The 24,393-nt window shown below is 71.5% G+C and carries 24 protein-coding genes; 13 read left to right on the forward strand and 11 right to left on the reverse strand.

Translation table 11 applies throughout. The annotated features are described in order from the left end of the window. Positions 1-153: 153 nt before the first annotated feature. The 4 genes from OG303_RS09570 to OG303_RS09585 all read left to right on the forward strand — a co-directional run bounded on the left by OG303_RS09570 (position 154) and on the right by OG303_RS09585 (position 4,041). Positions 154-525 (forward strand): DUF4333 domain-containing protein, encoded by a 372-nt coding sequence (locus OG303_RS09570; RefSeq protein ID WP_405866802.1) that lies wholly within the window; start codon positions 154-156, stop codon positions 523-525. A 20-nt stretch (positions 526-545) separates the two neighbouring features. Then, positions 546-1,229 carry an ABC transporter ATP-binding protein gene (locus tag OG303_RS09575; protein WP_405866804.1) on the forward strand — a complete coding sequence of 228 codons (684 nt, stop codon included), beginning with the start codon at positions 546-548 and terminating at the stop codon, positions 1,227-1,229. An 18-nt stretch (positions 1,230-1,247) separates the two neighbouring features. After that, on the forward strand, positions 1,248-3,260 hold the full coding sequence (locus tag OG303_RS09580; protein WP_405866806.1) for an FtsX-like permease family protein: 2,013 nt from the start codon (positions 1,248-1,250) through the stop codon (positions 3,258-3,260). 70 nt (positions 3,261-3,330) lie between these two features. Next, entirely contained in the window at positions 3,331-4,041 is a 711-nt protein-coding gene (locus OG303_RS09585) for a response regulator (protein WP_405866808.1), read from the forward strand. 17 nt (positions 4,042-4,058) lie between these two features. On the opposite strand, the gene OG303_RS09590 is transcribed toward OG303_RS09585, so the two are convergent. The 3 genes from OG303_RS09590 to OG303_RS09600 all read right to left on the reverse strand — a co-directional run bounded on the left by OG303_RS09590 (position 4,059) and on the right by OG303_RS09600 (position 7,019). Continuing rightward, positions 4,059-4,916: a Cof-type HAD-IIB family hydrolase gene (locus OG303_RS09590; RefSeq protein WP_405866810.1), complete on the reverse strand. Its 858-nt coding sequence runs from the start codon at positions 4,914-4,916 to the stop codon at positions 4,059-4,061. Between the two features lie 81 nt (positions 4,917-4,997). After that, a complete protein-coding gene (locus OG303_RS09595; protein ID WP_405866812.1) occupies positions 4,998-6,410 on the reverse strand; it encodes a cytochrome in 1,413 nt (470 codons plus the stop codon). Between the two features lie 138 nt (positions 6,411-6,548). After that, on the reverse strand, positions 6,549-7,019 hold the full coding sequence (locus OG303_RS09600) for a potassium channel family protein (protein WP_405866814.1): 471 nt from the start codon (positions 7,017-7,019) through the stop codon (positions 6,549-6,551). A gap of 153 nt (positions 7,020-7,172) precedes the next feature. Between OG303_RS09600 and OG303_RS09605 the strand changes: the two genes are divergently transcribed. The 6 genes from OG303_RS09605 to OG303_RS09630 all read left to right on the forward strand — a co-directional run bounded on the left by OG303_RS09605 (position 7,173) and on the right by OG303_RS09630 (position 12,434). Further along, complete coding sequence (locus OG303_RS09605) at positions 7,173-7,415, forward strand: hypothetical protein (RefSeq protein ID WP_405866816.1); 243 nt, start codon at positions 7,173-7,175, stop codon at positions 7,413-7,415. Positions 7,416-7,526: 111 nt separating this feature from the next. Then, positions 7,527-8,381, forward strand: coding sequence for a hypothetical protein (locus OG303_RS09610; RefSeq protein WP_405866818.1), 855 nt, complete (start codon positions 7,527-7,529; stop codon positions 8,379-8,381). A 113-nt stretch (positions 8,382-8,494) separates the two neighbouring features. Further along, on the forward strand, positions 8,495-9,307 hold the full coding sequence (locus tag OG303_RS09615) for an SAM-dependent methyltransferase (RefSeq protein ID WP_405866820.1): 813 nt from the start codon (positions 8,495-8,497) through the stop codon (positions 9,305-9,307). 39 nt (positions 9,308-9,346) lie between these two features. Then, on the forward strand, positions 9,347-10,750 hold the full coding sequence (locus OG303_RS09620; protein ID WP_405866822.1) for a glutamine synthetase family protein: 1,404 nt from the start codon (positions 9,347-9,349) through the stop codon (positions 10,748-10,750). Position 10,751: 1 nt separating this feature from the next. Continuing rightward, positions 10,752-11,882 carry an amidohydrolase family protein gene (locus OG303_RS09625; protein ID WP_405866824.1) on the forward strand — a complete coding sequence of 377 codons (1,131 nt, stop codon included), beginning with the start codon at positions 10,752-10,754 and terminating at the stop codon, positions 11,880-11,882. Positions 11,883-11,906: 24 nt separating this feature from the next. Further along, a complete protein-coding gene (locus OG303_RS09630; protein WP_405877155.1) occupies positions 11,907-12,434 on the forward strand; it encodes an NUDIX hydrolase family protein in 528 nt (175 codons plus the stop codon). Here the strand turns inward: OG303_RS09630 and OG303_RS09635 are convergent. Further along, positions 12,397-13,227: a DUF427 domain-containing protein gene (locus tag OG303_RS09635; protein WP_405866826.1), complete on the reverse strand. Its 831-nt coding sequence runs from the start codon at positions 13,225-13,227 to the stop codon at positions 12,397-12,399. The genes OG303_RS09630 and OG303_RS09635 overlap by 38 nt on opposite strands. Before the next feature lie 56 nt (positions 13,228-13,283). Here OG303_RS09635 and OG303_RS09640 point away from each other — a divergent pair, with 56 nt between their 5' ends. The 3 genes from OG303_RS09640 to OG303_RS09650 all read left to right on the forward strand — a co-directional run bounded on the left by OG303_RS09640 (position 13,284) and on the right by OG303_RS09650 (position 15,155). Then, positions 13,284-14,225 (forward strand): sigma-70 family RNA polymerase sigma factor, encoded by a 942-nt coding sequence (locus tag OG303_RS09640; RefSeq protein WP_405866828.1) that lies wholly within the window; start codon positions 13,284-13,286, stop codon positions 14,223-14,225. 64 nt (positions 14,226-14,289) lie between these two features. Next, complete coding sequence (locus tag OG303_RS09645) at positions 14,290-14,847, forward strand: dihydrofolate reductase family protein (RefSeq protein WP_405866830.1); 558 nt, start codon at positions 14,290-14,292, stop codon at positions 14,845-14,847. Continuing rightward, the gene (locus tag OG303_RS09650) at positions 14,844-15,155 is read left to right on the forward strand and encodes an EthD family reductase (RefSeq protein WP_405866832.1); all 312 of its coding nucleotides are present in this window, start codon (positions 14,844-14,846) and stop codon (positions 15,153-15,155) included. Before OG303_RS09645 ends, OG303_RS09650 begins: the two co-directional genes overlap by 4 nt. A 68-nt stretch (positions 15,156-15,223) precedes the next feature. Here the strand turns inward: OG303_RS09650 and OG303_RS09655 are convergent, their stop codons facing one another. From OG303_RS09655 to OG303_RS09685, 7 genes are all read right to left on the reverse strand, one after another. Further along, entirely contained in the window at positions 15,224-16,207 is a 984-nt protein-coding gene (locus OG303_RS09655) for an aldo/keto reductase (RefSeq protein ID WP_405866834.1), read from the reverse strand. Between the two features lie 89 nt (positions 16,208-16,296). After that, positions 16,297-16,959, reverse strand: a complete 663-nt coding sequence (locus tag OG303_RS09660) for an NUDIX domain-containing protein (RefSeq protein ID WP_405866836.1) — start codon at positions 16,957-16,959, stop codon at positions 16,297-16,299. Positions 16,960-17,026: 67 nt separating this feature from the next. Then, positions 17,027-18,481: an alpha-amylase gene (locus OG303_RS09665; RefSeq protein ID WP_405866838.1), complete on the reverse strand. Its 1,455-nt coding sequence runs from the start codon at positions 18,479-18,481 to the stop codon at positions 17,027-17,029. Beyond that, positions 18,478-21,261, reverse strand: coding sequence for an MGH1-like glycoside hydrolase domain-containing protein (locus tag OG303_RS09670; RefSeq protein ID WP_405866840.1), 2,784 nt, complete (start codon positions 21,259-21,261; stop codon positions 18,478-18,480). The genes OG303_RS09665 and OG303_RS09670 overlap by 4 nt, the downstream gene beginning before the upstream one ends. Positions 21,262-21,358: 97 nt before the next feature. Continuing rightward, complete coding sequence (locus OG303_RS09675; protein ID WP_405866842.1) at positions 21,359-21,973, reverse strand: helix-turn-helix domain-containing protein; 615 nt, start codon at positions 21,971-21,973, stop codon at positions 21,359-21,361. A 9-nt stretch (positions 21,974-21,982) separates the two neighbouring features. Beyond that, positions 21,983-23,068, reverse strand: a complete 1,086-nt coding sequence (locus tag OG303_RS09680; RefSeq protein WP_405866844.1) for an FAD-dependent oxidoreductase — start codon at positions 23,066-23,068, stop codon at positions 21,983-21,985. After that, a complete protein-coding gene (locus OG303_RS09685) occupies positions 23,065-24,384 on the reverse strand; it encodes an FMN-binding glutamate synthase family protein (protein ID WP_405866846.1) in 1,320 nt (439 codons plus the stop codon). Before OG303_RS09685 ends, OG303_RS09680 begins: the two co-directional genes overlap by 4 nt. Between the last annotated feature and the right edge of the window lie 9 nt (positions 24,385-24,393).

The raw sequence follows: 24,393 nt of genomic DNA on the forward strand, positions 1-24,393 counted from the left end.
GGGAGGCCGGCGGGCGGCCGGATCGGCCGAACGGTCGAGGAGGCGCCGCCTCACCGTGGCCTTATGGCCGAGGTGCGCGCACCTGCCCGCGGGCGAGGGTGGAGCCACTTCCTCCCCCTGCCTCCCGGGGCCCTCAGTCATCAGGAGTACGTGATGCAGCGCAGCAAGTTCCTCGTCGGAGCCGTCGGAGGTGTGACAGCCGTGGTCGCCCTGGGCGGTCTCGGCACCTACCTGCTGTCCGGAACCGAGTCGACCAGCGAGCTCGACAAGTACTCGTCGGTGACGGTCGACGGCCACAAGGCCCTGTCGGGCAAGATCGTCGCCGGCCGCGCCGAGAGCAAGTACCACCCGCTGCCCTGGGTCGGCAAGAAGGTCTCCGGCGTCAGCTGCCCGACCGGTCTCAAGGCCGTCGCCGGGGCCTCCATCACCTGCACCGGCAAGACCGGCGAGGGCAAGTCGGTCGCCATCCCCGTCGCCGTGGTCAAGTCCACGAGCGGCTCCGTCACCTGGAAGTTCGAGCGCTGAGAAAGGCACGGGACACGATCGTGAGCACCGTTCTGGCCGGTCTCGGCCTCGTGAAGAAGTACGGCTCCGCCACCGCGCTGGACGGTGTGGACGTGGAGGTCCGCGAGCGGGACTCGTTGGCCATCATGGGCCCTTCCGGCTCCGGCAAGTCCACCCTGCTGCACGTCCTCGCCGGGATCATCCGTCCCGACGGCGGCACGGTGCTGCTGCGCGGGACGGCCATCGACAACTTGGGCGAGAACAAGCTCAGCGCCCTGCGCCGCAAGCGGTTCGGGTTCGTCTTCCAGTTCGGCCAGCTGCTGCCGGAGCTGCCCGCCGAGGAGAACGTCGCGCTGCCGCTGATGCTGGAGGGCACGCCCCGCAAGCAGGCTGTCGCCCGCGCCCGCCGCTGGTTCGCGCCGCTCGGCCTCGACGGACTGGAGCAGCGCCGGCCCGGCCAGCTGTCCGGCGGCCAGGCCCAGCGTGTCGCCATCGCCCGCGCCCTGGTCGTCGAACCGGACGTGGTCTTCGCCGACGAGCCGACCGGCGCCCTCGACCAGACCACCAGCACCGAGGTCGTACGCCTGCTCACCGCCGTGACGCGCGAGCAGGGTGCCGCCCTGGTCATGGTCACCCACGACGCCGATGTCGCCGCCCATTGCGACCGGATCCTCCAGGTCCGCGACGGCCGGATCAGCAACTACAGCCAGTTCACGGTCGCCTGACCCCCACCCGGAGATGTGATGAACTCCCCTGTCCTGCCCCTGACCTGGCACCTCGCCCGGTCGTCCGGCCGCCGCGGCCTGCAGAGCCACCTGCTCGCGGCCGGTGCCGCAGCCGTCGGCGCGTTCGTCATGCTGGTGATGATCGCCGCCTGTCTCGGCTCCGGCACCCGCGCCGACCGCACGGCCTGGCGCACGCCCGAACCCGCCAAGCACGGCACGGCCGTTCAGGCGCTCGCCACGACCTACGTCCGCCACGAACCCGTCACGGTCGTGTCGCTGGCCCAGCTGTCCGGCCGCGCGGCGACTCCCGCGCCGCCCGGCCTGAGCGCCTTCCCGAAGCAGGGCGAGGTGTACGTCTCCCCCGCCCTGGCCGACCTGCTCCACAAGCTGCCGGCCGGCCAACTGGCCGACCGTTTCCCCAAGGTGACGTCCTACGGCACCGTCGGCGCGGCCGGTCTCGCCTCGCCGGACGAGCTGGTCGCCGTCGTGGGGCGGGCGCCCGGCGACTCCGCGGTGTCCAAGGCCGCCGACGGCGGGGCGAGTTGGTTCGACATCGGGCAGACCGCGCGGGCCGAGGTCTCCGGGTTCTCCTCGGGCAAGGCGAGCATGTTCACGGCCTCCGACCAGACGATGACGCTGCTGGGCCTGGTGCTGCTGGCGATGCCCGTGGTCGTGCTGTCCTCCGCGGCCGGACGGCTCGGCGCGGCCCGGCGTGAACAACGGCTCGCAGCGCTGCGGTTGGCCGGGGCGACCCCGCGGCAGATCCTCGCCATGACCGCCGTCGAGGCGGCGGCCGTCGGCGGGGCCGGTGCCCTCGCGGGCGCCCTCGCCTACGCGGCCCTGCTGCCCGCCCTCGCACAGATCCCTTACGGCGTCGGAGCCTGGTACACGGGCGAGCTGTGGGTGGGGCTCGGGTGTCTCGCGGCGGTAGTCCTCGCGGTCACCGCGCTCATCACGGTCAGCGCCGTGTCGATGCTGCGCCAGGTGGCGACCTCGCCGCTGGGCGTGGCCCAGCAGGCGAACCCGAGGCGCACCCGGCTGATCCGTCTCGTGGTGTTCGCGGTAGCCCTGGGCTACATCTGGATGTCCACGGACGGCGGGAATCAGCTCAAGGCCCGGCAGCTGCTCGCCCTTCTGCTCCTGTTCTACGGTGCGTTCTGGCTGTTCGGGCCGTGGGTCGTGGACCGGCTGGGCCGGGTCGTGGGCCGCTTCGCCCGCCGCCCGGCGACCCTGCTCGCCGCGCGCAGGCTCAGCGACGACCCCCGGGGCGCCTGGCGCACCGTCAGCGGACTGGTACTGGCAGGATTCGCGGCCGGGTTCTTCTCCGTCAGCATGCTGGGCGCCGACACCTCGCAGTACCGGGACCAGGTCTCCGTGGTCTCCGCGGACACCGGCGCCGCCCGGCACGCCGCCACCGAGGCCCGTACCCTGCTGCACCGGGCCGGTGTCACCGCGACCGTCACCGTCGGACGCGAGGACGACTTCGACAGCATGCTGGGCGGCGCACCGGGCGTGATCGCCCACGTCCCCGGCGGTCAAGAGCGCATCGACACCGCCCTCACCGCCCTCACACCGCTCACCTCCGGCACACCGCCGTACTCCCGGGACTACACCAACGCGAACGACCGCACCGCCACCGGCCTCATCTCCGATGTCACCACCGCCACCCTGGCCCTGAGCTTCCTCGTGGCGACCGCCTCCGCCGGGCTGACCGCCGCGGCGAACGTCCTCGACCGGCGCCGCGTCTACAGCCTGCTGCGGCTGGCCGGCACCCCGTTGAAGGTGCTGGACCGGGCCCGGACGCGCGAGACGGTCGTCCCGCTGGTCGTCCTGGCCGGCGGCACCACCGCGATGGGCGTCTACGGCTCCTACCAGCTCAACAAAGCGGTCGGCGCCACGATCAACACCTCGGGCGCCCTGCAACTGGCAGCCTGCGCGGTCCTCGGCGCGCTGGCGATGTTCGCCGCGATCAACGGCAGTCGGCCGCTGTTGCGCAGGGTGACGGCCGATCCGGCACAGACGGCCGACTGACGACCGACGGGTGGCCGGCAGCCGCGACAGCAGCGGGCCACCCGCACATCCCGTGAGGCATGATCGACCCATGACCACCCCGCCCCCGTCCCCCAGCTCGCCCCCGGCCCCGCCCATCCGTGTCCTCATCGCCGACGACCAGGAGATGGTCCGCACCGGTTTCCGCTTCTTCCTGGACGCCCAGCCGGACATCACCGTGGTCGCGGAGGCCGCCGACGGCGAGGAGGCCGTGACGCTCGCCCGGAAGCTGCGCCCGGACGTGTGTCTGCTGGACATCCGGATGCCGCGACTGGACGGCCTGGAGGCGACCCGGCTGCTGGCGGGACCGGACGTCGCCGACCCGATGCGGGTGGTCGTGGTCACCACCTTCGACCTCGACGAGTACGTGTACGGGGCGCTGCGCGGCGGCGCCTGCGGGTTCCTGCTCAAGGACTCCGGGCCGACGCTGCTGGCGGAGGCGGTGCGGGCCGCGGCGGCCGGGGACTCGCTCGTCTCCCCCTCGGTCACGGTCCGTCTGCTCAAACACCTCACCGGCGTCGCGGAGAACGACGCTCCCGCGCGGCCCGCACCGCCGACGGAATCCCTCACCGACCGCGAGCTCGACGTGGTCCGTCTCGTCGCCCTCGGCCGGACCAACGCCGAGATCGCCGCGAAACTGTACGTCTCCCTCTCCACGGTCAAGACCCACCTCTCCAGCATCCAGCTCAAGCTGGCCGCCCGGAACCGGGTCGAGATCGCGGCCTGGGCCTGGCAGAACGGGCATGCGCAGACCGGCAGTTGAGACCCCGCCGGCAGGCCTTACGGCAGGTTCAGCACGCGGGCGACGGTGCGCAGGACGCCGTTGTCGTTGTTGGACGGCGCCAGGTGGCGGGCCCGCGCGATGACGTCCGGGTGGGCGTTGGCCATCGCGAACGACCAGTCGGCGGCGTCCAGCATCTCCAGGTCGTTGAGGTAGTCGCCGAACACCATGGTCTGCGCGGGCGTGATGCCCAGCTCGCGCTGGAGCCGGCGCAGTGCGGCGCCCTTGTTCGCGGTGCGGTTCATGACGTCGACCCAGTGCTCACCGGAGACGACGACCTGGTGGGTGGCGGTGAAGGACTCCAGCGCGGGGGCGGTGGTGCGCTCGGCGGAGCCGAAGTCGAAGAGGGCCACCTTGATGACGTCGTCGTCGAGCGCGGTGGCGTCCTCGACGACGCGGTGCTCGACGTAGTACCTGCGCACCTCCGCGAGGAACGGCTCGTCGCTCCGCTCGACGTAGGCGGACCGCTTGCCGCAAACGACCGCGCCCACGTCCGCGCCCTCGGCCACCAGCCGTCGTACGGCGTGGACGACGCCGGCGACGACATCCGGCACCAGCGGGTCCGAGCTCAGCTCCACACCGTCGCGCACCACGTACGTGCCGTTCTCCGCGATGAACACCATGCCCTCGGCCACCTCGGCGAACTCCCGCGCCAGCGTGGCGTACTGGCGCCCGCTCGCCGGGCTGAACAGCACCCCGCGCCGACGCAGTTCGGCCAGCGTCTCCCACAGTCCCGACGGCATCCGCTTGGCGTCGTCCAGGAGCGTGCCGTCCATGTCGGTGACGACGAGGCGTATGTCGGCGGAGCCGGTGGGCAGGTCGTCGGCGGTGCGGAGGGGCGAGGGCGCGGAGGTCATGACCTGCTTCCGGTCGGGGGCGCGACGGGGCACCTGATGTCGTACGGCGGTCCCGTCACCCTACGCGAGCTGCGCGGACGGTCAGCTCCCCGACCGGATCAGCCCTGTCAGGTACCGCCACAGCGACGACCGCCGCTTGGCGGCGTGGTCCGGCACGGCGGGTACGTCCGCGGCGGGCACCGGCGCGACCGGCAGCGCCGGCCCGGAGAGCTCGTAGCGCACCGGCAGTGAGCGCAGCCCGCGCATGAACGGCGAGGAGCGCCACGGCAGTTGGTCGACCGGGAGGGCGAGCTCCAGGTGTCCGAACCGTTCGAAGAGGCGGCTCACGCCTGCCGCCGCGATCGTCGACGCCAGCTCGCGGGCCGGGCATTGGCGGGGACCCGCGCCCCACGACAGGTGCGCCCGGCTGCTGATGCTGGATCCGGACGCCATCTGCCCGGCGAAGAGGGGGTCGGCGTGCGCGGCGGCGGAGGAGACCCAGACGGGGTCGCCGGCGTGGACGGTGTACTTCCCGAGCGGGGTGTCCTCGGCGGCGAACCTCGGCACGAAGTTGACCAGCGGCGGCTTGCGCATGACCACCCGGTTCATGGTCTCCCGGACCATCCCGGCGGACAGGGCGGTGCGCACTCCGCCCTCGCTGTCCCCGCAGATCACCTCGACGACGGTGTTGGAGATGAGGATGCCGACGTGGTCGGAGGTCATGCCGAGCAGCATGAACAGCTCCCGGGCCAGCGCGTCGACCGACAGGTCCGGGTGGGCGGCGAGCAGGTGGGAGGGGAAGTCGTCGCCCGGCTTCTCCATCTTCGCGGCGGCCAGTTCGCCGAGCGTCACCAGCAGGCGTGCCAGGGCGGGTTCGGCGTCCGGGCCCGCGTCGAGGACCCGCCACATGTCCATCAGGGCGTCGTCGCCCTGCGAGCCGGGGAAGCCGAGCAGATGGCTGGCCGCCATCAGCGGGAGCGGGCGGGAGAACTGCGCCGACAGGTCGGCCAGGCCGGTGCCGCCGCCCTGCGCGAGCAGGGTGATCAGCTCGTCGGCGTAGCCGGTGACGGCCGCCTTGAGCCGCTTGGCCTGCGGGCTGCGCGGGTCCTGGAACGGCCGCAGGGCAACGTCCCAGGCACCACGCAGCGTGCGGTAGCCCGGGCCGCCCTGGATCAGCACGTGGTTGACCTCGAGGGAGGGGCCGAGCGGCCAGTCGGCGGGCACGCGGCCCTCCGACCGGGCCCGCCAGTTCTCCAGGCCCTTCGGCCAGCCGGCGTCGTCCTGGAGCACCTGGAGCGACTCTCGGTAGCCGAGCACCAGCCAGGCCGGCACACCCAGCAGGTCGACCGGCGCGACCGGGCCGTGGCGCTCACGCAGCCGCTCGTAGACGAGCGCGGGACGCGTCTCGTAGTCCCGGGTCAGCAGGGGTTGCGGGTCCAGGTCCTCCAGCCGCGTGCCGTCCGGCTCCGCGTGCCCCTCGTCGCCCGCCCCTTCGTCGACCAGGTGGAATTCCATGCTTCCGCCGCCCCCTTCGCCACTGCCTGTGACGGTCCGCAGCCTGTGGGTGCCTGCGGACCCGGAGGGGACCGTACCCCAGGCGTCACGCAGGTCACACGGCGGGGTACTCACCGGTAGCAAGCGGCGCGCCCGTCCTCACGTCTGCTCGCCCTTCCCGGCCACCATCCGCTCCAGCCGGTCGAAGCGTTCGTGCAGGACCTGGAGGGTCTCCTCACCCAACTCGTGGGCATGGTTGGCGAGATGGTGGCGTCGCTTCTGTTCCCGTCCGACGAACCAGGTTGCGAGGGCGGCGGTGATCATGCCGTATGTGGTGATCCCGACGATCATCACGACGATCCCGATGACGCGGCCGCCGAGGGTCACGGGGAAGAAGTCGCCGTACCCCACGGTCGTCGCCGTCTCGATCGACCACCACAGCGCCTGCGGGTAGGTCCTGAGATTGGCGCGCGGTGCGTCGTGTTCGGCGACGACGACGACCCACGAGCCGATGAGCATCACCACGCCGAGGACGGCCGTCGCGGCGCCCGCCGCCCTCAGATGCAGCGAGCGGCCCCCCTCCCTGCCGAGCAGCAACCCGACCGCTCTGGCGAGGAATCCGGGCAGCATGCTCACTCCTCGCTGTACGTCGGCATGGGGTCAGTGTCACCGCGGGCGGGTGAGCGGGCATGCCGGGCGGGGCGTTCGAGTTGCCGTACGACCTGGGGCGTTGTGCGCTGGAGCCGCACCTGTACTGCTTGTCGCCCGACGGAGGCCGAGTCCATGGCAACGGATCCCCACTCGGTGCCGGAAACCTTCCGCTTCGCGTGCGCGGACTGCGGTCACGTCTGGACGACGACCTTCCAGCTCATGTTCTTCACCGACCCGCTGGACACCTCGGGCCTGACCACGCAGGAGTACGTCGACGAGGAGGGCCGGGCCGTCCGGTCGCCGCTCACCGAGGCGGTCTGCCCGAAGTGCGGCGGGCGCAAGGTGCGGGTGCGCGAGGTGCGGGGACACTCCTGACGTCCCGCTCACCCGGACGGGCCAGTGCGCTGGTGGGTCGGGGGTGCGGATGGTGCGCTGAGGGGGTCCCCACCTTCTCCGGCTTCCCTGGCCCTTCTGGAGTGATCCGCGATGACCCCTCGTCCGTCCCTCCCCGTCCGTGTGCTCGCCACCACGTCGGCCGTGACCGCGCTGCTGACCACCGCGGCCTGTTCGGACGACGGCGACAGCGCCGGGTCCGAAGCCTCCGACGTGGCCGCTTCGCCCGTCGCCGAGGAGTCCAGGGCCGCCTCACCCCTGGCCGCCAAGACGCCCACCACCTCGGCACCGGCCCGCCTCACCGAGGCCGGAGCACGGGCCGCGCTGATCACCGAGAAGGACCTCGAGGACGACTGGAACCAGGTCGATGACGCCGCCAAGTGGCGCGACTCCCTGCTCGTCGGCAAGGTCGACGTCGCCGATTTCCTCACCGCGAAGGCGAACGCCGCCGACTGCCAGAAGCTCCTCGACTCGCTCTACGACGAGGACCTGCTGGGCAAGCCGTCCGGCGCCTCCGCGCTCACCGGGTTCGAGATGGGCGACTCCCGTCTCCTCTACCAGGTCGCCGCCTACGACCGCGCCGACCTGGACGACTCCCTGACCTGGCTGAAGTCCCTGCCGGTCAAGTGCGACGACTTCACCGCGACCGACTCCAAGGGCGGCAACAAGCGGACGGTCCAGGTGATCGAGACCTCGCTGCCCAAGGTGGGCGATGCCCGGCAGGGCCTGCGCGTGACGGTGCAGGGCACCACGAACGGCGATCCCACCACGCTCACCCTGGACGTCGCCGCCGTACGCGTCGGCAGCGACGCGATCACCGTCACCGCCGGCGGGCTGGACGGGGACGAGCACGACTCCACCGAGCAGGCGGTGGAGGAGGGCACCCAGCGGCTGAAGGACGTCCAGGCCGGGAAGACGCCCTCCGCCAGTCCCGGTCAGCCCTACTGACGGTCCGGAACCGGCCGATTCCGCACACCTGATCAGCCGATTCCCCGGACAGCGTGATCACCGGGCGGCACAATGGCGGCGACGGCCGCAGGCGTGCGAGAAGGAGCTGAGTCGTGAGTGAGAGCCACACCCCCTCGGACGGGTCGGCGAGGCTGAACACCGGTGTGGCGCACAACGCGCGCGTGTGGAACTACTGGATCGGCGGCAAGGACCACTACGAGGTCGACCAGCAGGTGGGCGAGCACGTCGCCGGGATGTTCCCGATCATCCGGGAGATCGCCCGCGCGGACCGCTGGTTCCTGGGCCGGACCGTGCGGTTCCTGGCCGAGGAGCGCGGTGTGCGGCAGTTCCTGGACATCGGCACCGGGCTGCCGACGGCGGACAACACCCACCAGATCGCCCAGCAGGTCGCGCCCGACGCACGGATCGTCTACGTCGACAACGACCCCATCGTGCTCGCGCACGCCCGCACCCTGCTGACCGGCACCCACGAGGGCGTCACCGACTACGTCGACGCGGACGTGCACGACCCGGCCACGATCCTCGAACGGGCCGCGGGAACCCTCGACTTCACCAAGCCGGTCGCGGTGATGATGCTGGGCATCCTCAACTTCGTACTGGACACCGAGGAGGCCCGGGACATCGCCCGGCGCGTCATGGCCGAGGTGCCCTCCGGCAGCTTCCTGGTCCTCACCCACCCCACCTTCGACGCCGAACTCGGCGGGGCGGGCCAGATTCCGGCCATGAAGTTCTGGAACGAGAACGCCACCCCGCCGATCACCGCCCGCAGCGGAGAGGACATCGCCGCGTTCTTCGAGGGGCTTGAGCTCCTCGAACCGGGCCTGGTGTCGTGCTCGCAGTGGCGTGCCGAACCCGAATCGCCCGCCGTGGTACCGCAGTTCGGCGCGGTGGCCGTGAAACCCTGACGGAGGAACCCTGACGGACGTGCCGACCGTGGAGGACGTATGACCACCCTTGCCGATCCCGTCCCCGGCGGGCGCCCCGGTGATGTCGGGCGGGCCACCGCGCTCAGCAGCGAGTTGTCCGGGCGGGGCGTGCACGGTGTCGTGCTGGCCTACGTCGACACCGCGGGCATCGGCCGGGTGAAGACGGTCCCGACGGCGCGGCTCGCCTCGGCCGCGGCCTGGGGCGTCGGCATGTCACCGGTGTTCGACACGTTCCTGGCGAACGACTCCATCGTCTCCACCGACGTCCTGGGTTCCCCGGACGGCGACCTGCGCCTGTACCCCGATCTCGACCAACTGACCGTCCTGGTGGGGCAGCCCGGCTGGGCGTGGGCGCCGGTGGACCGGATCACGCAGGAGGGCGAGCCGCATCCGGGGTGCACCCGCACGGCCCTGCGCCACGTCGTCTCCGAGGCCACCGAACGGCACGGCATCACCTTCAAGGCCGGCATCGAGATCGAGTGGGCCGTCGGGCAAGGACCGTCGGAGGGCGGCGACTTCGTGCCCGCGCTGTCGGGACCCGCGTACAGCGCCACGCGCCAGGTCGAACTGAGCGACTACACGGCCGACTTGCTGGCCGCGCTCGCCACGCAGGGCGTGGACGTCGAGCAGGTCCATCCCGAGTACGCGGCCGGGCAGTTCGAGATCTCGGTGGGCGCCCTCGACCCGGTGGCGGCGGCCGACCGGAGCGTGCTGGTGCGGCAGACCATCCGGGCGGTCGCCGGGCGCCACGGGCTCGTGGTCTCCTTCGCCCCGGCGGTCTTCGCACAGGGCGTCGGCAACGGCGGGCACATCCACCTCTCCGCCTGGCGCGACGGCGCCAACCTGCACTCCGGGGGCGACGGCCGCTACGGCATGACGCCCGACGCCGAGTCCTTCGCGGCCGGTGTGCTCGCCCACCTCCCGGCCCTCACGGCCGTGACCGCGCCCAGTCCGGCCAGCTATCTGCGGCTCAAACCCTCCCAGTGGGCGGGGGTGTTCACCGCCTGGGGCCGCGAGACCCGAGAGGCCGCGCTGCGGGTCGTCACGGGTACGGCGGGTCTGCGCGACCGGGCCGCGAACCTGGAGGTGAAGCCGGTCGACCTGGCCGCCAACCCGTATCTCGCCCTCGCCTGTCTCCTCACGGCCGGCCTTGACGGCCTGACGTCGTCGGCGCCGCTGCCCGAGGAGATCACCGGCGATCCGGCCCGCCTCGAACCCGCGGACGCGGCGACCCGGGGCGTGCGCCGGCTGCCGACCTCACTCACGGAGTCCGTCGAGGAGTTCCGCAAGGACGAACGGCTGCGGGCCGCGCTCGGGCCGGTCCTCGCGGACGCCGTGATCGCCGTACGACAAGGGGAGATCGCGGCGGTCGACGGCCTGGACGACGAGCGGGTGGCCGCGGCGTACCGCTGGAAGTACTGACATGGGCGGCCCGGTCCAAGAGGCCCTCGCCGCACTGCCGTTGGTGGACCACCACTGCCACGGCGTCGTCACCGCCGACCTGACCCGGGAGGGCTTCGAGGCGCTGATCACCGAGGGCGGGACCTGGCCCGGCTTCTCGCCCTTCGACAGCCCCGTCGGCGTGGCCGTCCGCCGCCACTGCGCCCCGCTCCTCGACCTGCCGCGCCACGCGCCGGCCGACGCATACCTGGACCGGCGGGCCGAGTTGGGCCCGCACGAGGTGCACCGCCGCTTCCTCGCCGCCTCCGGGACCGGCACCTTCTGCGTGGACACCGGGTACGCGCCCGACCGCCTCACCACTCCGGCGGAACTGGCCCGGATCGCGGACGGCACGGCGTACGAGGTCGTACGACTGGAGGGTGTCGCGGAGGCGGTGGCAGCGAAGGGGGTCGAGCCGGACGACTACGGCGACACCTTTCTCGCGGCCGCGCGGGAGGCCGTGGGGCGGCCGGGCGTGGTGGCGGTGAAGTCCGTGGCCGCGTACCGCACCGGCTTCGACCTCGACCCGGCGCGCCCGTCCGAGGCCGAGGTCACCGAGGCGGCCCGGCAGTGGCTTGCGCGCGGCGGCCGCCTGGACGATCCCGTCCTCGTACGACACCTGCTGTGGACGGCGGTCGACCTCGGCCTCCCCCTCCAACTCCACACCGGCTTCGGCGACAACGACATCCGCCTGCACCGCGTCGACCCCACCCACCTCACCGACTGGCTGCACCTGACGAACGGCACGATCCCGGTGCTGCTCCTGCACTGCTGGCCGTACCAGCGCCAGGCCGCCTATCTGGCCGCGGTGTTCGAGCACGTGTACCTGGACGTGGGCCTCACCCTCCACTACGTCGGCCCCTCGCGGGCCCGGGCCGTCCTGGAGGAGGCCCTCGAGATCACGCCGTTCCGCAAGCTGCTGTACAGCTCCGACGCATATGGTGTGGCCGAGTTCTACCATCTCGGTGCGCTCGCGTTCCGCCACGGTCTTGCCGCTCTGTTGCAGGACCGGGTGGACGCCGACGAACTGGGTCTGCCCGACGCACTGCGGATCGCGGAGTGGGCGGGAGCACACAACGCACGCCGGGTCTACCGCTTTCCCGGCGCCTCCTGAAAGTATGATCAAGCAATGTCTGACATGACCGAAACCACGACGGGCTGGCTGAGCCCCGACGACCTCGAGCAAGCGCGAGCGCGTATGCCGATCCTGTACGTCGAGGCCGTGCCCGTGCGCGTCGACGACAGCGGCGAAGTCACCAGCGTCGGCCTGCTGTTGCGCATCGGGCCGGACGGGACGGTCAGCCGGACCCTGGTCTCCGGTCGGGTGCTGCACCACGAGCGGATCCGTGACGCCCTGCTGCGCAACCTGGAGAAGGACCTCGGACCCGTGGCCCTGCCCCGGGTCCCGGCGTCCCTGCAGCCCTTCACCGTCGCGGAGTACTTCCCGACGCAGGGCATCACGCCGTACCACGACCCGCGCCAGCACGCGGTGTCCCTGGCCTACGTCGTCCCGGTCACCGGCGACTGCCGGCCCCGGCAGGACGCCCTCGACCTGGTGTGGTTCAGCCCGCAGGAGGCCGTGTCACCCGCGGTGGAGAGCGAGATGCCGGGCGGGCACGGGGTGCTGCTCAAGCAGGCGCTGGCCCACGTGGGCTGCGCGGTGTGAGCATCGCACTGAACGGTGTGACGGGGCGCTCCAGGCGCTCCCCGTCCACGGTGATGTCGACGGCCTCGTTGAAGAAGGCGAGCAACCCCCGCACCGGGCTCACCGCGGCCAGCGGCTCCGGGTAGCTCCAGACCAGGTTGGGCGGCACGTCGGCCTCGCCGTGCCACGACCAGTACTGGGCGGTGCCCTTGTAGGGGCAGCCCGTGTGGTGGTCGGTGGGTTCGAGCAGGTCGAGACGGACGTCCTCGCTCGGGATGTAGTACCGCGTGGGCAGGCCGGTCTCGAACAGCAGCACCGGGTGGTGGGTGTCCGCGACGAGCATGCCGTCGATCTCGACCTGGACGTGCCGGCTGCTGGCGATGGCGTCGACGCGTTTGTGCGGGTCGCGGGCGTGGATGAAGATCTCTTCCTCCTCCTCGTACCAGTGGTCGAGGCCCTTGCCGCTGCGCCCGAACCACTCGAAGGCGATGTGGTCGGCCAGGTCGGCGGCCGGGAAGGTCCAGGCGGCGTTCTCCAGCAGCTCGCCGTCGACCTCGAGGTCGTAGAAGATCTTCGAGCCGGTGTGGGCGCCCGAGCGTGGATTCTTGGCGGGGCGCAGGAGGTCCTCGCGTACGTCGGCCCGCGGGAAGACGTACTGCGGTACGGGCAGTGAGGGCTCCCAGACCAGGAGGGGGTGCCGGCTGTCGACGACGGTGACGTCGCCCTTGCGGCCGCGCACCCAGCGCTCGCTCGGCTCCCACATGAGGCCTTCGGGTGTGGTGCGGATGGGCCGCTCGGCGGGAAGTGGGCTCATGCATCCAGTCAGACACAGCGAGCGGGAGCCCGCCAGGGGTGCGCCATGATGAGCGCATGGACCTTGAGCCGTACCGGGGCGAGCTGGTGGCGTACTGCTATCGGATGCTGGGCTCGTTCCACGAGGCCGAGGACCTGGTGCAGGAGACGATGCTGCGGGCCTGGAAGGCCCGCGACCGGTACGACGCCTCGCGCGCGTCGGTGCGGACCTGGCTGTACCGGATCGCGACGAACGTGTGCCTGACCGCGCTGGAGGGGCGGGCGCGGCGGCCGCTGCCGTCCGGGCTCGGCGCGCCGAGCGACGACCCGCAGGCGCCGCTCACGCCGGCCTTCGACATCCCCTGGCTCCAGCCGTTCCCCGATGCCCGGTACAACGTCGAGGCGCGGGCCGATCTGCGGCTGGCGCTGGTGGCGGCGATGCAGGTGCTGCCGGCCCGGCAGCGGGCGGTGCTGGTGTTGCGGGAGGTGCTGGAGTTCAGTGCCGCCGAGGTCGCCGAGCAGCTCGGGACGACGGTCGCCGCCGTCAACAGCTCGTTGCAGCGCGCGCGGGCCGCGATCGCCGACGTGGGCGACCCGGGCGAGGTCCCCGAGCCGGACGACGCCGAGGCGCGGGAGGTCGTCCAGCGGTACGCGCGCGCCTTCGAGGCGGCCGACGTGCCCGCACTGGTGCGGCTGCTGACCGACGCGGCCGTCCTGGAGATGCCGCCGGTGCCGCTGTGGTACCGCGGCCGCCGCGACTACGGCCTGTTCCTGGACCGCGTGTTCGCGATGCGCGGGACGAGCTGGGTCACACGAGAGCTCACCGCGGGCGGACAGCCCGCGCTCGCCGCCTACGCGCCCGACCCGGAGGGCAGCGGGCACCGGCTGCACACGCTCCAGGTGTTCACGGTGAGGGGTGGGCGCGTCGCGCACAACGTGGTGTTCGCCGATCCACGAGTGTTCGAGGCGTTCGGCCTGCCCGGGGAGATTTCTTCGGACGGGTTCGGTCGCGGGCGATGAGTCCGGGCGGTGGCGCCGGTACATACCGGTGACCACCGATCGAGACCTCCGAGAGGACCTCGCCATGAGCGTCATCGTCATCCAGTTCGTCACCCTGGACGGGATCGTGTCCGACCCGGACGGCCGCGCGGGCACACCGGGCGGCGGCTGGGCGTTCCGGCACGGCCCCGAGTCGGTCGCCGGGGACAAGTTCCGCCTCGGGGCCACCCTGGACGAGGGGGTACTGCTGCTGGGGCGCGCCACGTGGGAGCTGTTCTCCCGGCTGTGGCCGACACGCGACGACGCGTTCTCGGCGCGCATGAACGCCGTACCGAAACTGGTCGCCTCCCGCACGCTCACCGACGTCTCGGCGTGGGCGAACTCGCGGCTCCTCGAAAGCGACCTGGTGGACGCGGTCAAGCACGAGCGGCGCGACGTGATCGTCCTTGGCAGCCTGAGCGTCGTCCACGCGCTGATGGCCGAGGACCTGGTCGACGAGTACCGGCTCCTGACCTTCCCCACCGCCCTCGGCACCGGCCACCGGCTCTTCCCCGCGGGCGGCCCGCCCGTGCACCTGGAGTGCGCGTCGGCGGAGCAGACCGGTCCGGCCGTCCTCGCCTGCTACCGGAGGGCCGGACGATGACGGCCCGCTTCCTCGTCCTGTACGGCACCCCGGCCGACCCCGCGGCCTTCGACCGCCATTACCGCGAGGTCCATCTCCCGCTCGCGCGCCGTCTGCCGGGCCTGCGCCGGTACACGCTCGGCCGTCGGGCCGACGACGTGCGCGGGGGCGAACCGTGCCATCTGGTCGCCGAGTTGGAGTGGGACACGAGGGAGGAGCTGGACGCCGCCTTCGCCTCCCCCGAGGGCCGCGCCTGCGCGGCCGACTCGGCACGCCTGCAGGAGCTCACGGCGGTGCGCAGCATGGTCTTCACCGTGGACGAGGCCTGACACCCCTGGTCATGAGTCTCGGGCCGGGTCCTCCGTCCGGCCCTGGGCGGATGCCGTCCGTGCCGCGGTCAGTGTGCCGCGTCCAGGCGGGACCGTTGGTCCGCCGTCAGTTCCAGGTCGACGGCGGCCAGGTTCTCGTCCAGCTGGGCCACGGACGAGGCGCCTGCCAGAGAGACGATCGGGAGGTCTCCGCCCGACTGCCAGGCCAGTACGACCTGGTTGGCGGTGGCTCCGGTCTCGCGGGCCACCTCGTGCAGCGCCGCGAGGCGGGGCGGGGTGCCCGGGTGGTCGTAGTCGGACGGCAGCCTGTCCGGGCGGACGTAGGCGCCCTTCAGGAGGGGCGAGTACGCGACCAGGGTCAGGCCGGGCTCGGTCCGCAGGTAGGTGAGCAGGTCGGGGCCGGCGTGCCCGAGGCTGCCGTCCGGGAACATGTCGCTGGGCACGTCGGTGCGGGGCCGCAGGTAGCTGTGCGCGTACTGGAGCACCTCGTAGCCCGGCAGTCCGGTCGCGGCGGCGATGCCGCGGGCGCGCTCCACCCGCCACATGGCCTGGTTGCTCACGCCGAGCAGCCCCACCGTGCCCTCGGCGACCAGTTCGGCGAAGCCCTCGACGGTCTCGCGCTGCGGGACGGTGGGGTCGTCGATGTGGGCGTAGAGCAGGTCCAGCTTGTCCACGCCGAGCCGTTCCCGGCTGCGTTCGGCGGACTCGCGGATCACCTTCGCGGACAGGCCCTCCGGGTTGTCGACGAAGCTGGTGCCGGGGGCGAGCGGGCGGGCGCCGAGCTTGGTCGCGATGAAGATCTCGTCGCCGATGCCGCGGCTGCGCCGCCACCGCCCGAGGAGTTCCTCGCTCTGGCCACCCTGGCTTCCGTCCTCCCAGAAGGCGTAGTTGTCCGAGGTGTCGATGAAGTTGCCGCCGGCCTCGACGTACCGGTCGAGCACGGCGAAGGACGTGTCCTCGTCCGTCCGGGAGCCGAACAGCATCGCGCCGAGCGCGAGCACGCTGACCTCGCGGCGGTTGTCCGGGGCAGTTCCGATCGTGCGGTACTTCATGGGTGTCCCTCCCGTACGCACCCGCCGATGCGGGCACGAACGGGAGTCTTCAGCTTGAAGCGCACGCGAAGTCAAGGGACCGCGCAGGATCAGGCCCTGAACGGTCCCTCCAGGGCCGCCCACTGGAGCAGCATGATGGTCTTGGCGTCGGCGATCACCCCGGTGCGGATCATCTCCAGGGCCCGGCGGAAGGGCAGTTCGACGATCTCGATGTCCTCGCCCTCCTCGTCGAGGCCGCCGCCTTCGTGGGTGTGGGTCGAGGGGCCGTAGGCGGCGGCGTAGAAGCTGACGCGTTCGGTGACCGAGCCCGGGCTCATGTAGACGTCGAAGACGTGCTGGACGTCGCCGATGGTGTGCCCGGTCTCCTCCACCACCTCGCGCCGCACGGCGAGTTCGGGGTGCTCGTCATCGTCGTCGAGGAGTCCGCCCGGTGTCTCGACCAGCATTCCGTCGGGGTGTCCGTTGACGTACACCGGGAAGCGGAACTGCCGTGTGAGCAGGACGGTTTCGCGTTCCGCGTCGTACAGCAGCATGGTGGCGCCGTTGCCTCGGTCGTGCGTCTCGCGCTGCTGGGTGCTCCAACTGCCGTCGGCGTGCCGGAAGTCGAAGGTGGTGGCGCGTTCCACGTACCAGTGGCTGGACAGCAGTGTCACGTCCCGCACCTTCACGCGGGGGTTGCCGGTCAGGTCCCGGCCGGTGCGGTCCAGGCCGGTGCGGCCGCGGTGGTCCGGGGTGTCGATGCCGGCGGTCATCGGACACCACCGGTCCGGCGCAGGGCTGTACAGGAGTTGGTCATGATCGCTTCTACCACGACGTCGTTCAGGTCGGGCCCACGCTCAGCACGTGGGAGTGCCAGGGCGGCAGGTCGACGAACAGGCCCGGGGTGAGCAGTGCCTCGCCGTCGCGGTCGTACGTCTGTGCCGAGAGCAGGTCGGTCAGTCGGCAGGGGCGGCCGGCCAGGTCGGGCCAGGGCAGGGGCACCTGTCCCTGGGCCGGGGTGTCGGACTGGTTGACGATCACGAGATGGCGGCTGTCGGTACCGGTCCAGCTCCAGGCGAGCAGGTTGCGGTGGGTGTCGTTGTCGGGCCAGCCGGTGGGGGCGAGCAGGCTCCAGCCGCCGTCGCGTACGGCGGCTGCCGCGGGGAGCAACTCACCGTAGAACGACTGGAGTTGGTCGTCCACGGGTTCCTGCGGGCGACGGGAGAGGAACACCGGTGGGCGGACCCTGCGGCCCTCGAACTGGCCCTCGTGCCAGAGGGTCGCGCCCGGCAGGGTGGCGACGGTCACGGCTGCCGCCCGGTGGCGGGCCTCGGGGAGGGTGGCGGCCGCGCGGGGTTCGTCGTGGTTCTCCAGGAAGCGGACCAGGCCGCGCTGGTAGGCGGGGTCGGCCTGGAGGTGGGTGCGGGTCGACTCGGCGTTCTCGTGGACCAGGCGGTCGTAGAGCCGCTTGTCGTAACAGTGGTCGAAGCCCTGTTGCTGCAGGGCCCATTCGAGGTCCCAGTACGCCTCCGCGACGAAGAGGAGGCCGGGGTGGTGCGCCCGTACCCGTGGGACGACGTACGGCCAGAAGTCCTCGGCGGGGAGCGGTCCGGCCCGGTCTCCCCAGGTCTTGGCGAAGACGTCGTTCATCATGAGCATCGCCATGTCGCAGCGCACGCCGTCCGCCTGGTCGCCGATGGAGACGAGGGTGTCCACGGTCGCGGTGCGCAAGTCGTCGTCGAAGGCGTTGAGTTGGACGACATCCGGCCAGGGCGCGAAGTACGGGTCGCGGCCTCGGGCGTAGATCTGTCCTCCCGTCTCGATGAAGGCCTCGGGTGAGCGGGCCAGGTCCTGTTCGCCGCCGCGGATCAGGCGCTCGGGGTGTTCGGTGAGCCAGGGGTGGTCGGGGGCCACGTGGTTGGGGACGTAGTCGAGGATCAACCGGACGCCTCTGGCGGCCAGTTGGGCGCGGGCCTCGGCCAGGCCGTCCGGTCCGCCGAGGCCGGCGTCGACCACGTAGTTCCGTACGCAGTACGGGGATCCGGCGATGTCCGCCTCCGTGAGGTCGGGCAGGGCGTCGCGGAACGAGGCGCGCAGGGACTCGTCGCGCAGGGCGATCGCCAGACCGGCCGGGCTGCGTTCCCACACGCCCATCAGCCAGACGGTGTCGACGCCGGGCCGGGCGACCTCGTCCCAGACCTCGGCGGGTACCTCGCCCAGGGTGACGCGGCGTCCGTACCGTCCGCTCAACTCACCGAGCCAGACAAGGGTGTTGATCTCGTGGATGACAGTCATGACAAGGGCTCCTCCTCGCCCGAGCCCGTGAACCGTTCGTCGTCCGCGGAGTTCGCGGAGTTCGTCGAGTCCGTGGAGCCCGTGGAGTCCACGGGCCGCAGGGACTCCCGGCCGCCGCGGTGCCATTCGTCGGCGCTGATGGCGTGGAAGAGCGTCGCGGTGGCGGCCACCAGCCCGGTCCAGCCGGTCTGGTGGGAGGCGCCGAGGCCCGCGCCGTTGTCGCCGTGGAAGTACTCGTAGAAGAGGATCAGGTCCTTCCAGTGCGGGTCCTTGGCGAACTTGGGCTGGGCGCCGTGCACCGGGCGGTGGCCGTCCTCCCCGACCAGGAAGGTCGAGGTGAGCCGGTCGGAGATCTCGCGGGCGACCTCGTACAGGTTCATCTGCCGCCCGGAGCCGGTCGGGCACTCCACGGTGAAGTCCGGGCCGTGGTAGCCGTGCAGGTTCAGCAGGGCGCGGATCAGGAGGAGGTTTATCGGGAACCACACCGGGCCGCGCCAGTTGGAGTTGCCGCCGAACATGCCGGAGTCGGACTCCGCGGGCAGATAACCGACGCCGTACGTCTGGCCGTTCACGTCGAAGTGGTATGGGTGGTCGGCGTGGTGGCGGGACAGGGAACGGATGCCGTGCGGGCCGAGGAACTCCTCCTCGTCGAGCATGCGGGCCAGGATGCGGCGCAGCCGGTCCTCGCCGAACAGCGCGAACAGATAGCGTCCGTCGGTGCTCGGATCCGCGGTGGCGTGCTGTGACACGAAGGCCTCGACGGCCGGGTGCCTCTTGATGAACTCCCTTGCTCCCTCCACCAGTTCGGGGAAACTGCGGTCCGTGCGCCCGCCGATCACGCTGGTCGCCGCCAGCGGTATCAAGCCGACCAGGGACCGCACCTTCAACCGGGTGGCGCTGCCGTCGGGCAGCCGCAGCACGTCGTAGAAGAAGCCGTCCTCCTCGTCCCAGAGGCTGGCGTTGTCCTTGCCGATGCGGTTCATGGCGACCGCGATCCAGGCGAAGTGCTCGAACAGCATCTGCGCCTGCTCGACGTAGACCGGGTTCTCGACGGCGAGTTCGATGGCGATGTCCAGGAGGTTCTGGCAGTACAGCGCCATCCAGGCGGTGCCGTCCGCCTGGTCGAGGTGGCCGCCGGTGGGCAGGGGCGCGCTGCGGTCGAAGACGCCGATGTTGTCGAGGCCGAGGAAGCCGCCCTGGAAGACGTTGTTGCCGTCGACGTCCTTGCGGTTGAGCCACCAGGTGAAGTTCTTCGTCAGCTTCTGGAAGGCGTTCTCCAGGAAGGCGCGGTCGCCGTGGCCGGTGCGGTGCTTCTCGAGTTCGTAGACGAAGAGGACCGCCCAGGCGTGCACGGGCGGGTTGACGTCGCCGAAGTTCCATTCGTACGCGGGGATCTGGCCGTTGGGGTGGAGGTAGAGGCGGCGCAGGAGCAGTTCCAGCTGGCCCTTGGCGAAGCCGATGTCGACCATGGACAGGGCGAGGGTGTGGAAGGCGAGGTCCCAGGCCGCGAACCACGGGTACTCCCAGGCGTCCGGCATCGACATGACCTCGTCGTTGACCATGTGGTACCAGGCGCTGTTGCGGATGCCGGGGTCGGCGGAGAGCGGGTCGACGCCGTGCTCCGCCAGCCAGCGTTCGACGTCGAGGTAGTAGTACTGCTTGCTCCACAGCATCCCGGCGAGTGCCTGGCGCACCAGCCTGCGTTCGTCCTCGCCCATGCCGTCCGGGACGACGTCCTCGTAGAAGGCGTCGGCCTCGGTCCGTCGCATGTCCATGGTTGCCCCGAACTCGGCCCAGGGGTCGGTGAGTTCGGTGTCGGACAGGCGCAGCCGCAGGGTCGCGCTGTCGCCGGCGGGGACGGTCAGCGTGTGGTGGACGGCGGCCTTGGTGCCGGTCTGCGCGGGGTTGACGGCCGTGGTGTCACCGTGGACGACGTGGCGGTGGATGCCGTCCTTGACGTACGGCGTGCTGTTCGCGCTGCCGAAGATGCGCTCGTTGTCGGTCTCGTTCTCGGTGAACAGGGCGGGGGCGTCGGTGTCGCTGTACAGCCAGCGCGGGCCGAGTTCCTCGTGGTCGGCGCGGATGGCGTTCCCGGTCTGGCGCAGGCTCGGCACGGCGGTGCCGCCGGCCCAGGACCAGGTGTGCCGGAACCAGAGGGTCGGCAGCAGGTGGAGGGTGGCCTCGTCGGGACCGCGGTTGTGCGCGGTGATCTCGATCAGCAGGTCCTCGGGGCCGGTCTTGGCGTACTCGACGAAGACGTCGAAATAGCGGTCCTCGTCGAAGATGCCGGTGTCGAGCAGCTCGTACTCGAAGTCGCGGCGGCCGCGGGCCTTGTTGGTGTCGACGAGGTCGGCGTACGGGAACTCCCCCTGCGGGTACTTGTACAGGTACTTCATGTACGAGTGGGTGGGCGTGCTGTCGAGGTAGAAGTAGTACTCCTTGACGTCCTCGCCGTGGTTGCCCTCGGCGTTGGTCAGGCCGAACATCCGTTCCTTGAGGATCGGGTCGCGGCCGTTCCACAGGGCGAGCGCGAAGCACAGCCGCTGCTTGTCGTCGCTGATGCCGGCGATGCCGTCCTCGCCCCACCGGTAGGCGCGGGAGCGCGCCTGGTCGTGGGTGAAGTACGACCAGGCGTCGCCGTCCGGGCTGTAGTCCTCCCGGACGGTCCCCCACTGACGCTCGCTCAGATAGGGACCCCAGCGGCGCCAGGCCGCCCGGGACGCGTCGGCTTCCTGGAGCCGCTGCTTTTCGGCGCCCGTCGTGCCGCTGTCCGCCACCATCGTCCGCTCCTCCGCTGACCCGGCATTGTTCCCAGACTGGGACGTCCCGGACGGGCCCGCAATGGCTGGGCGGCGGAGGGGGTAGTTCCCCGGCGTTTCAGTGGTGCGGGCTGTCCCCGAAGGCGGTCACCGTCAGGAAGCGGATCGGCAGCTCGACCAGCCGCTCGGGACCGTGCGGGGCCTCGCCGTCGAACTGGAGAGCGTCGCCGGGGCGCAGGGTGTAGCTGGACTTGCCGTGGCCGTAGACCATGACGCCTTCGAGCATGTAGAGGAGCTCGGTGCCGGCGTGCTGGAAGAGCGGGAAGACCTCGCTCTGCTCGGTCAGGGTGACCAGCAGGGCGTCCATCCGCTTGTGCGCGCCCCTGAGCGAGCCGAGCTGGGCGTACTCGTGGCCGACCTTGGTGCCCCGCCGGACGATCCGGGCGCCGTGGCCCGCGGGGACGAAGACCGCCTCGCGTTCGTCGTCCATGCCGCGGAACAGGGCGGTGACCGGGACGTCCAGGCCGCGCGCGAGCCGGGAGAGCGTGGTGAGGCTGCACGCGGTCTGGGCGTTCTCGATCTTCGACAGCATGGCCTTGGAGATGCCGACCCGCTGCGCCATGTCGGAGACCGAGAGCCCGGCGGCCTGCCGGTACTCGCGGGCCCGGACCGCGATGATGCGCTCCAGGGCCTTGTCGTCCAGGTCCTCTGATGGGCTGGGGTGCTCGGTCACCGGCGAATCCTAGCCCGCGCGGTTCAGGCGGAACCGTGGGTGGGGCTCGGCGCGGCCGGTGGCGAGGTCGGCGGCCATCGCGCCGATGAGCGGGGTGAACTTGGCGCCGTGGCCGGAGCAGGGGGAGACGATGACGAGGGGGCCGTGCCGGTCGAGGACGAAGTCGTCGTCATCGGTGGTGGTGTAGAGGCAGGTCGCCTCCGCGACCGGGTCGGGGTCGAGGCCCGGGAGCCGGTCGCGGACGAAGCCGCTCACGCGGGTGCGCGACGACGGGTCGACGACGCCGGTGCGCGTACCGGCGGTGGTGGGGGTGCCGCGGTCGTGCTCGGCGACCTTGACCGCGGGCAGCGGGCCGCCGTCGCTGCCGGACGGCAGACCGTAGGTCTGCATCGTCTCGTCCTTGAAGACCAGCGTCGGCCACCGGAGGGACGGCTCCCGCTGCCGGAAGTGGAAGACCTGCTGCTGGGTCACCTTCAACTCCGGCAGGCGGACGGGCAGTTCGAGTTCGGGCAGCCAGGCTCCGGCGGCGACCACCACCGTGTCGGCGGTGAGTTCACGGCCGTCGTCGGTGCGCAGCAGTACCTTCTCCCCCACGTCGAAGCCTGTGACCCGAACGCCGGTCCACGCGTCCGCCCCGTGCTCGACGGCCCTGCGCACACACGCCCCGACCGTCTCGTCGGCATCGATCACACCGGCGTCCGGGTGGTACAGGACCGGCCCGTCGAAGCGGATGTACGGCCAGCGCTCCGACGCGGCCCGAACACCCAGGAGCTCGTACGGCACTCCGGCCCTGCCGAGCACTCCGGCCAGCCCCTTCGGGTCGCGCCCCGCCCCACAGTCGAGGCCACCGGTCCTGCGCAGCAAGGGGGTCGAACTGTCGTCCTCCAGTTCCCGCCACTGCTCGTCGGCCTGCCCGGTCAGCCGTACGTAGAAGGGGTCGGCGTACGCCCGTCGGAAGATCCGTGAGCTGCCGTGCGAACTGCCGTGCCTGTGGCCGATGTCGTACGCCTCGATCAGCGTGACCTCATGGCCTCGCCGGGCCAGTTGCCAGGCGGTGGCGGCGCCCATCAGCCCGGCACCCACGACGGCGATCACAGGCCCTCCCCGGGGATCCAGTGCGTACCCGCGAGCGGGACGCGGGCCATGGCGGCGGACTCGATGGTAAGGGCCACCAGGTCCTCGGGCTCCAGGTGCAGGAGGTGGGCCTTGCCGCAGGCGCGGGCGAGGGTCTGCGCCTCCATGGTCATCACCCGCAGGTAGTTCGCGAGCCGGCGGCCGGCCTCCACCGGGTCGAGACGGGCGGACAGTTCTTCGTCCTGGGTGGAGATGCCGGCCGGGTCGCGGCCGTCCTGGTAGTCGTCGAAGTAGCCTGCCGCGGAGCCGAGTCGGCGGTACTCGGCGTCGTGCTTCGGATGGTTGTCGCCGAGCGCGATGAGCGCGGCGGTGCCGATGGCGACCGCGTCCGCGCCGAGCGCGAGGGCCTTGGCCATGTCGGCGCCGCCCCGGATGCCGCCGGAGACGATCAACTGGACCTCCCGGTGGACGCCCAACTCCTGCAGTGCCCGCACCGCTTGGGGCAGGGCGGCCAGCGTGGGGATACCGACGTGCTCGATGAAGACGTCCTGGGTGGCGGCCGTGCCGCCCTGCATGCCGTCGACGACCACGACGTCGGCGCCCGCGTGGACGGCGAGCTTCACGTCGTAGTACGTCCGGGTCGCGCCGACCTTCACATAGATCGGCTTCTCCCAGTCGGTGATCTCGCGCAGTTCGAGGATCTTGATGGCGAGGTCGTCCGGTCCGGTCCAGTCCGGGTGGCGGCAGGCGCTGCGCTGGTCGATGCCCACCGGCAACGTCCGCATCCCGGCGACCCGTTCGGTGATCTTCTGCCCGAGCAGCATGCCTCCGCCGCCGGGCTTGGCGCCCTGGCCGAGGACCACCTCGATGGCGTCGGCGGCGCGCAGGTCGTCGGGGTTCATGCCGTAGCGGGACGGCAGGTACTGGTAGACGAGGTGCTTGGAATGGCCGCGCTCCTCGGGGGTCATGCCGCCGTCCCCGGTGGTGGTGGAGGTGCCGACCTCGCTGGCGCCCCGGCCGAGAGCCTCCTTGGCCTGGGCGGACAACGCCCCGAAGCTCATGCCGGCAATGGTGACGGGGGTGGCGAGGCGCAGGGGGTGCTTGGCGTGCCGGGTGCCGAGAACCACGTCCGTGTCGCAGCGCTCGCGGTAACCCTCCAGCGGGTAACGGGACATGGAGGCGCCGAGCAGCAACAGGTCGTCGAAGTGCGGGAGTTGGCGCTTGGCGCCCCAGCCGCGGATGTCGTAAATGCCGGTCTCTGCGGCACGCTGGATGGCGTGGATGGTGGCACGGTCGAAGGTGGCCGACTCGCGCAGGCCGTGGGATGCGGGTTCCATGATCTTCGA

Source organism: Streptomyces sp. NBC_00005, from assembly GCF_045160215.1.
GTDB lineage: Bacteria > Actinomycetota > Actinomycetes > Streptomycetales > Streptomycetaceae > Streptomyces.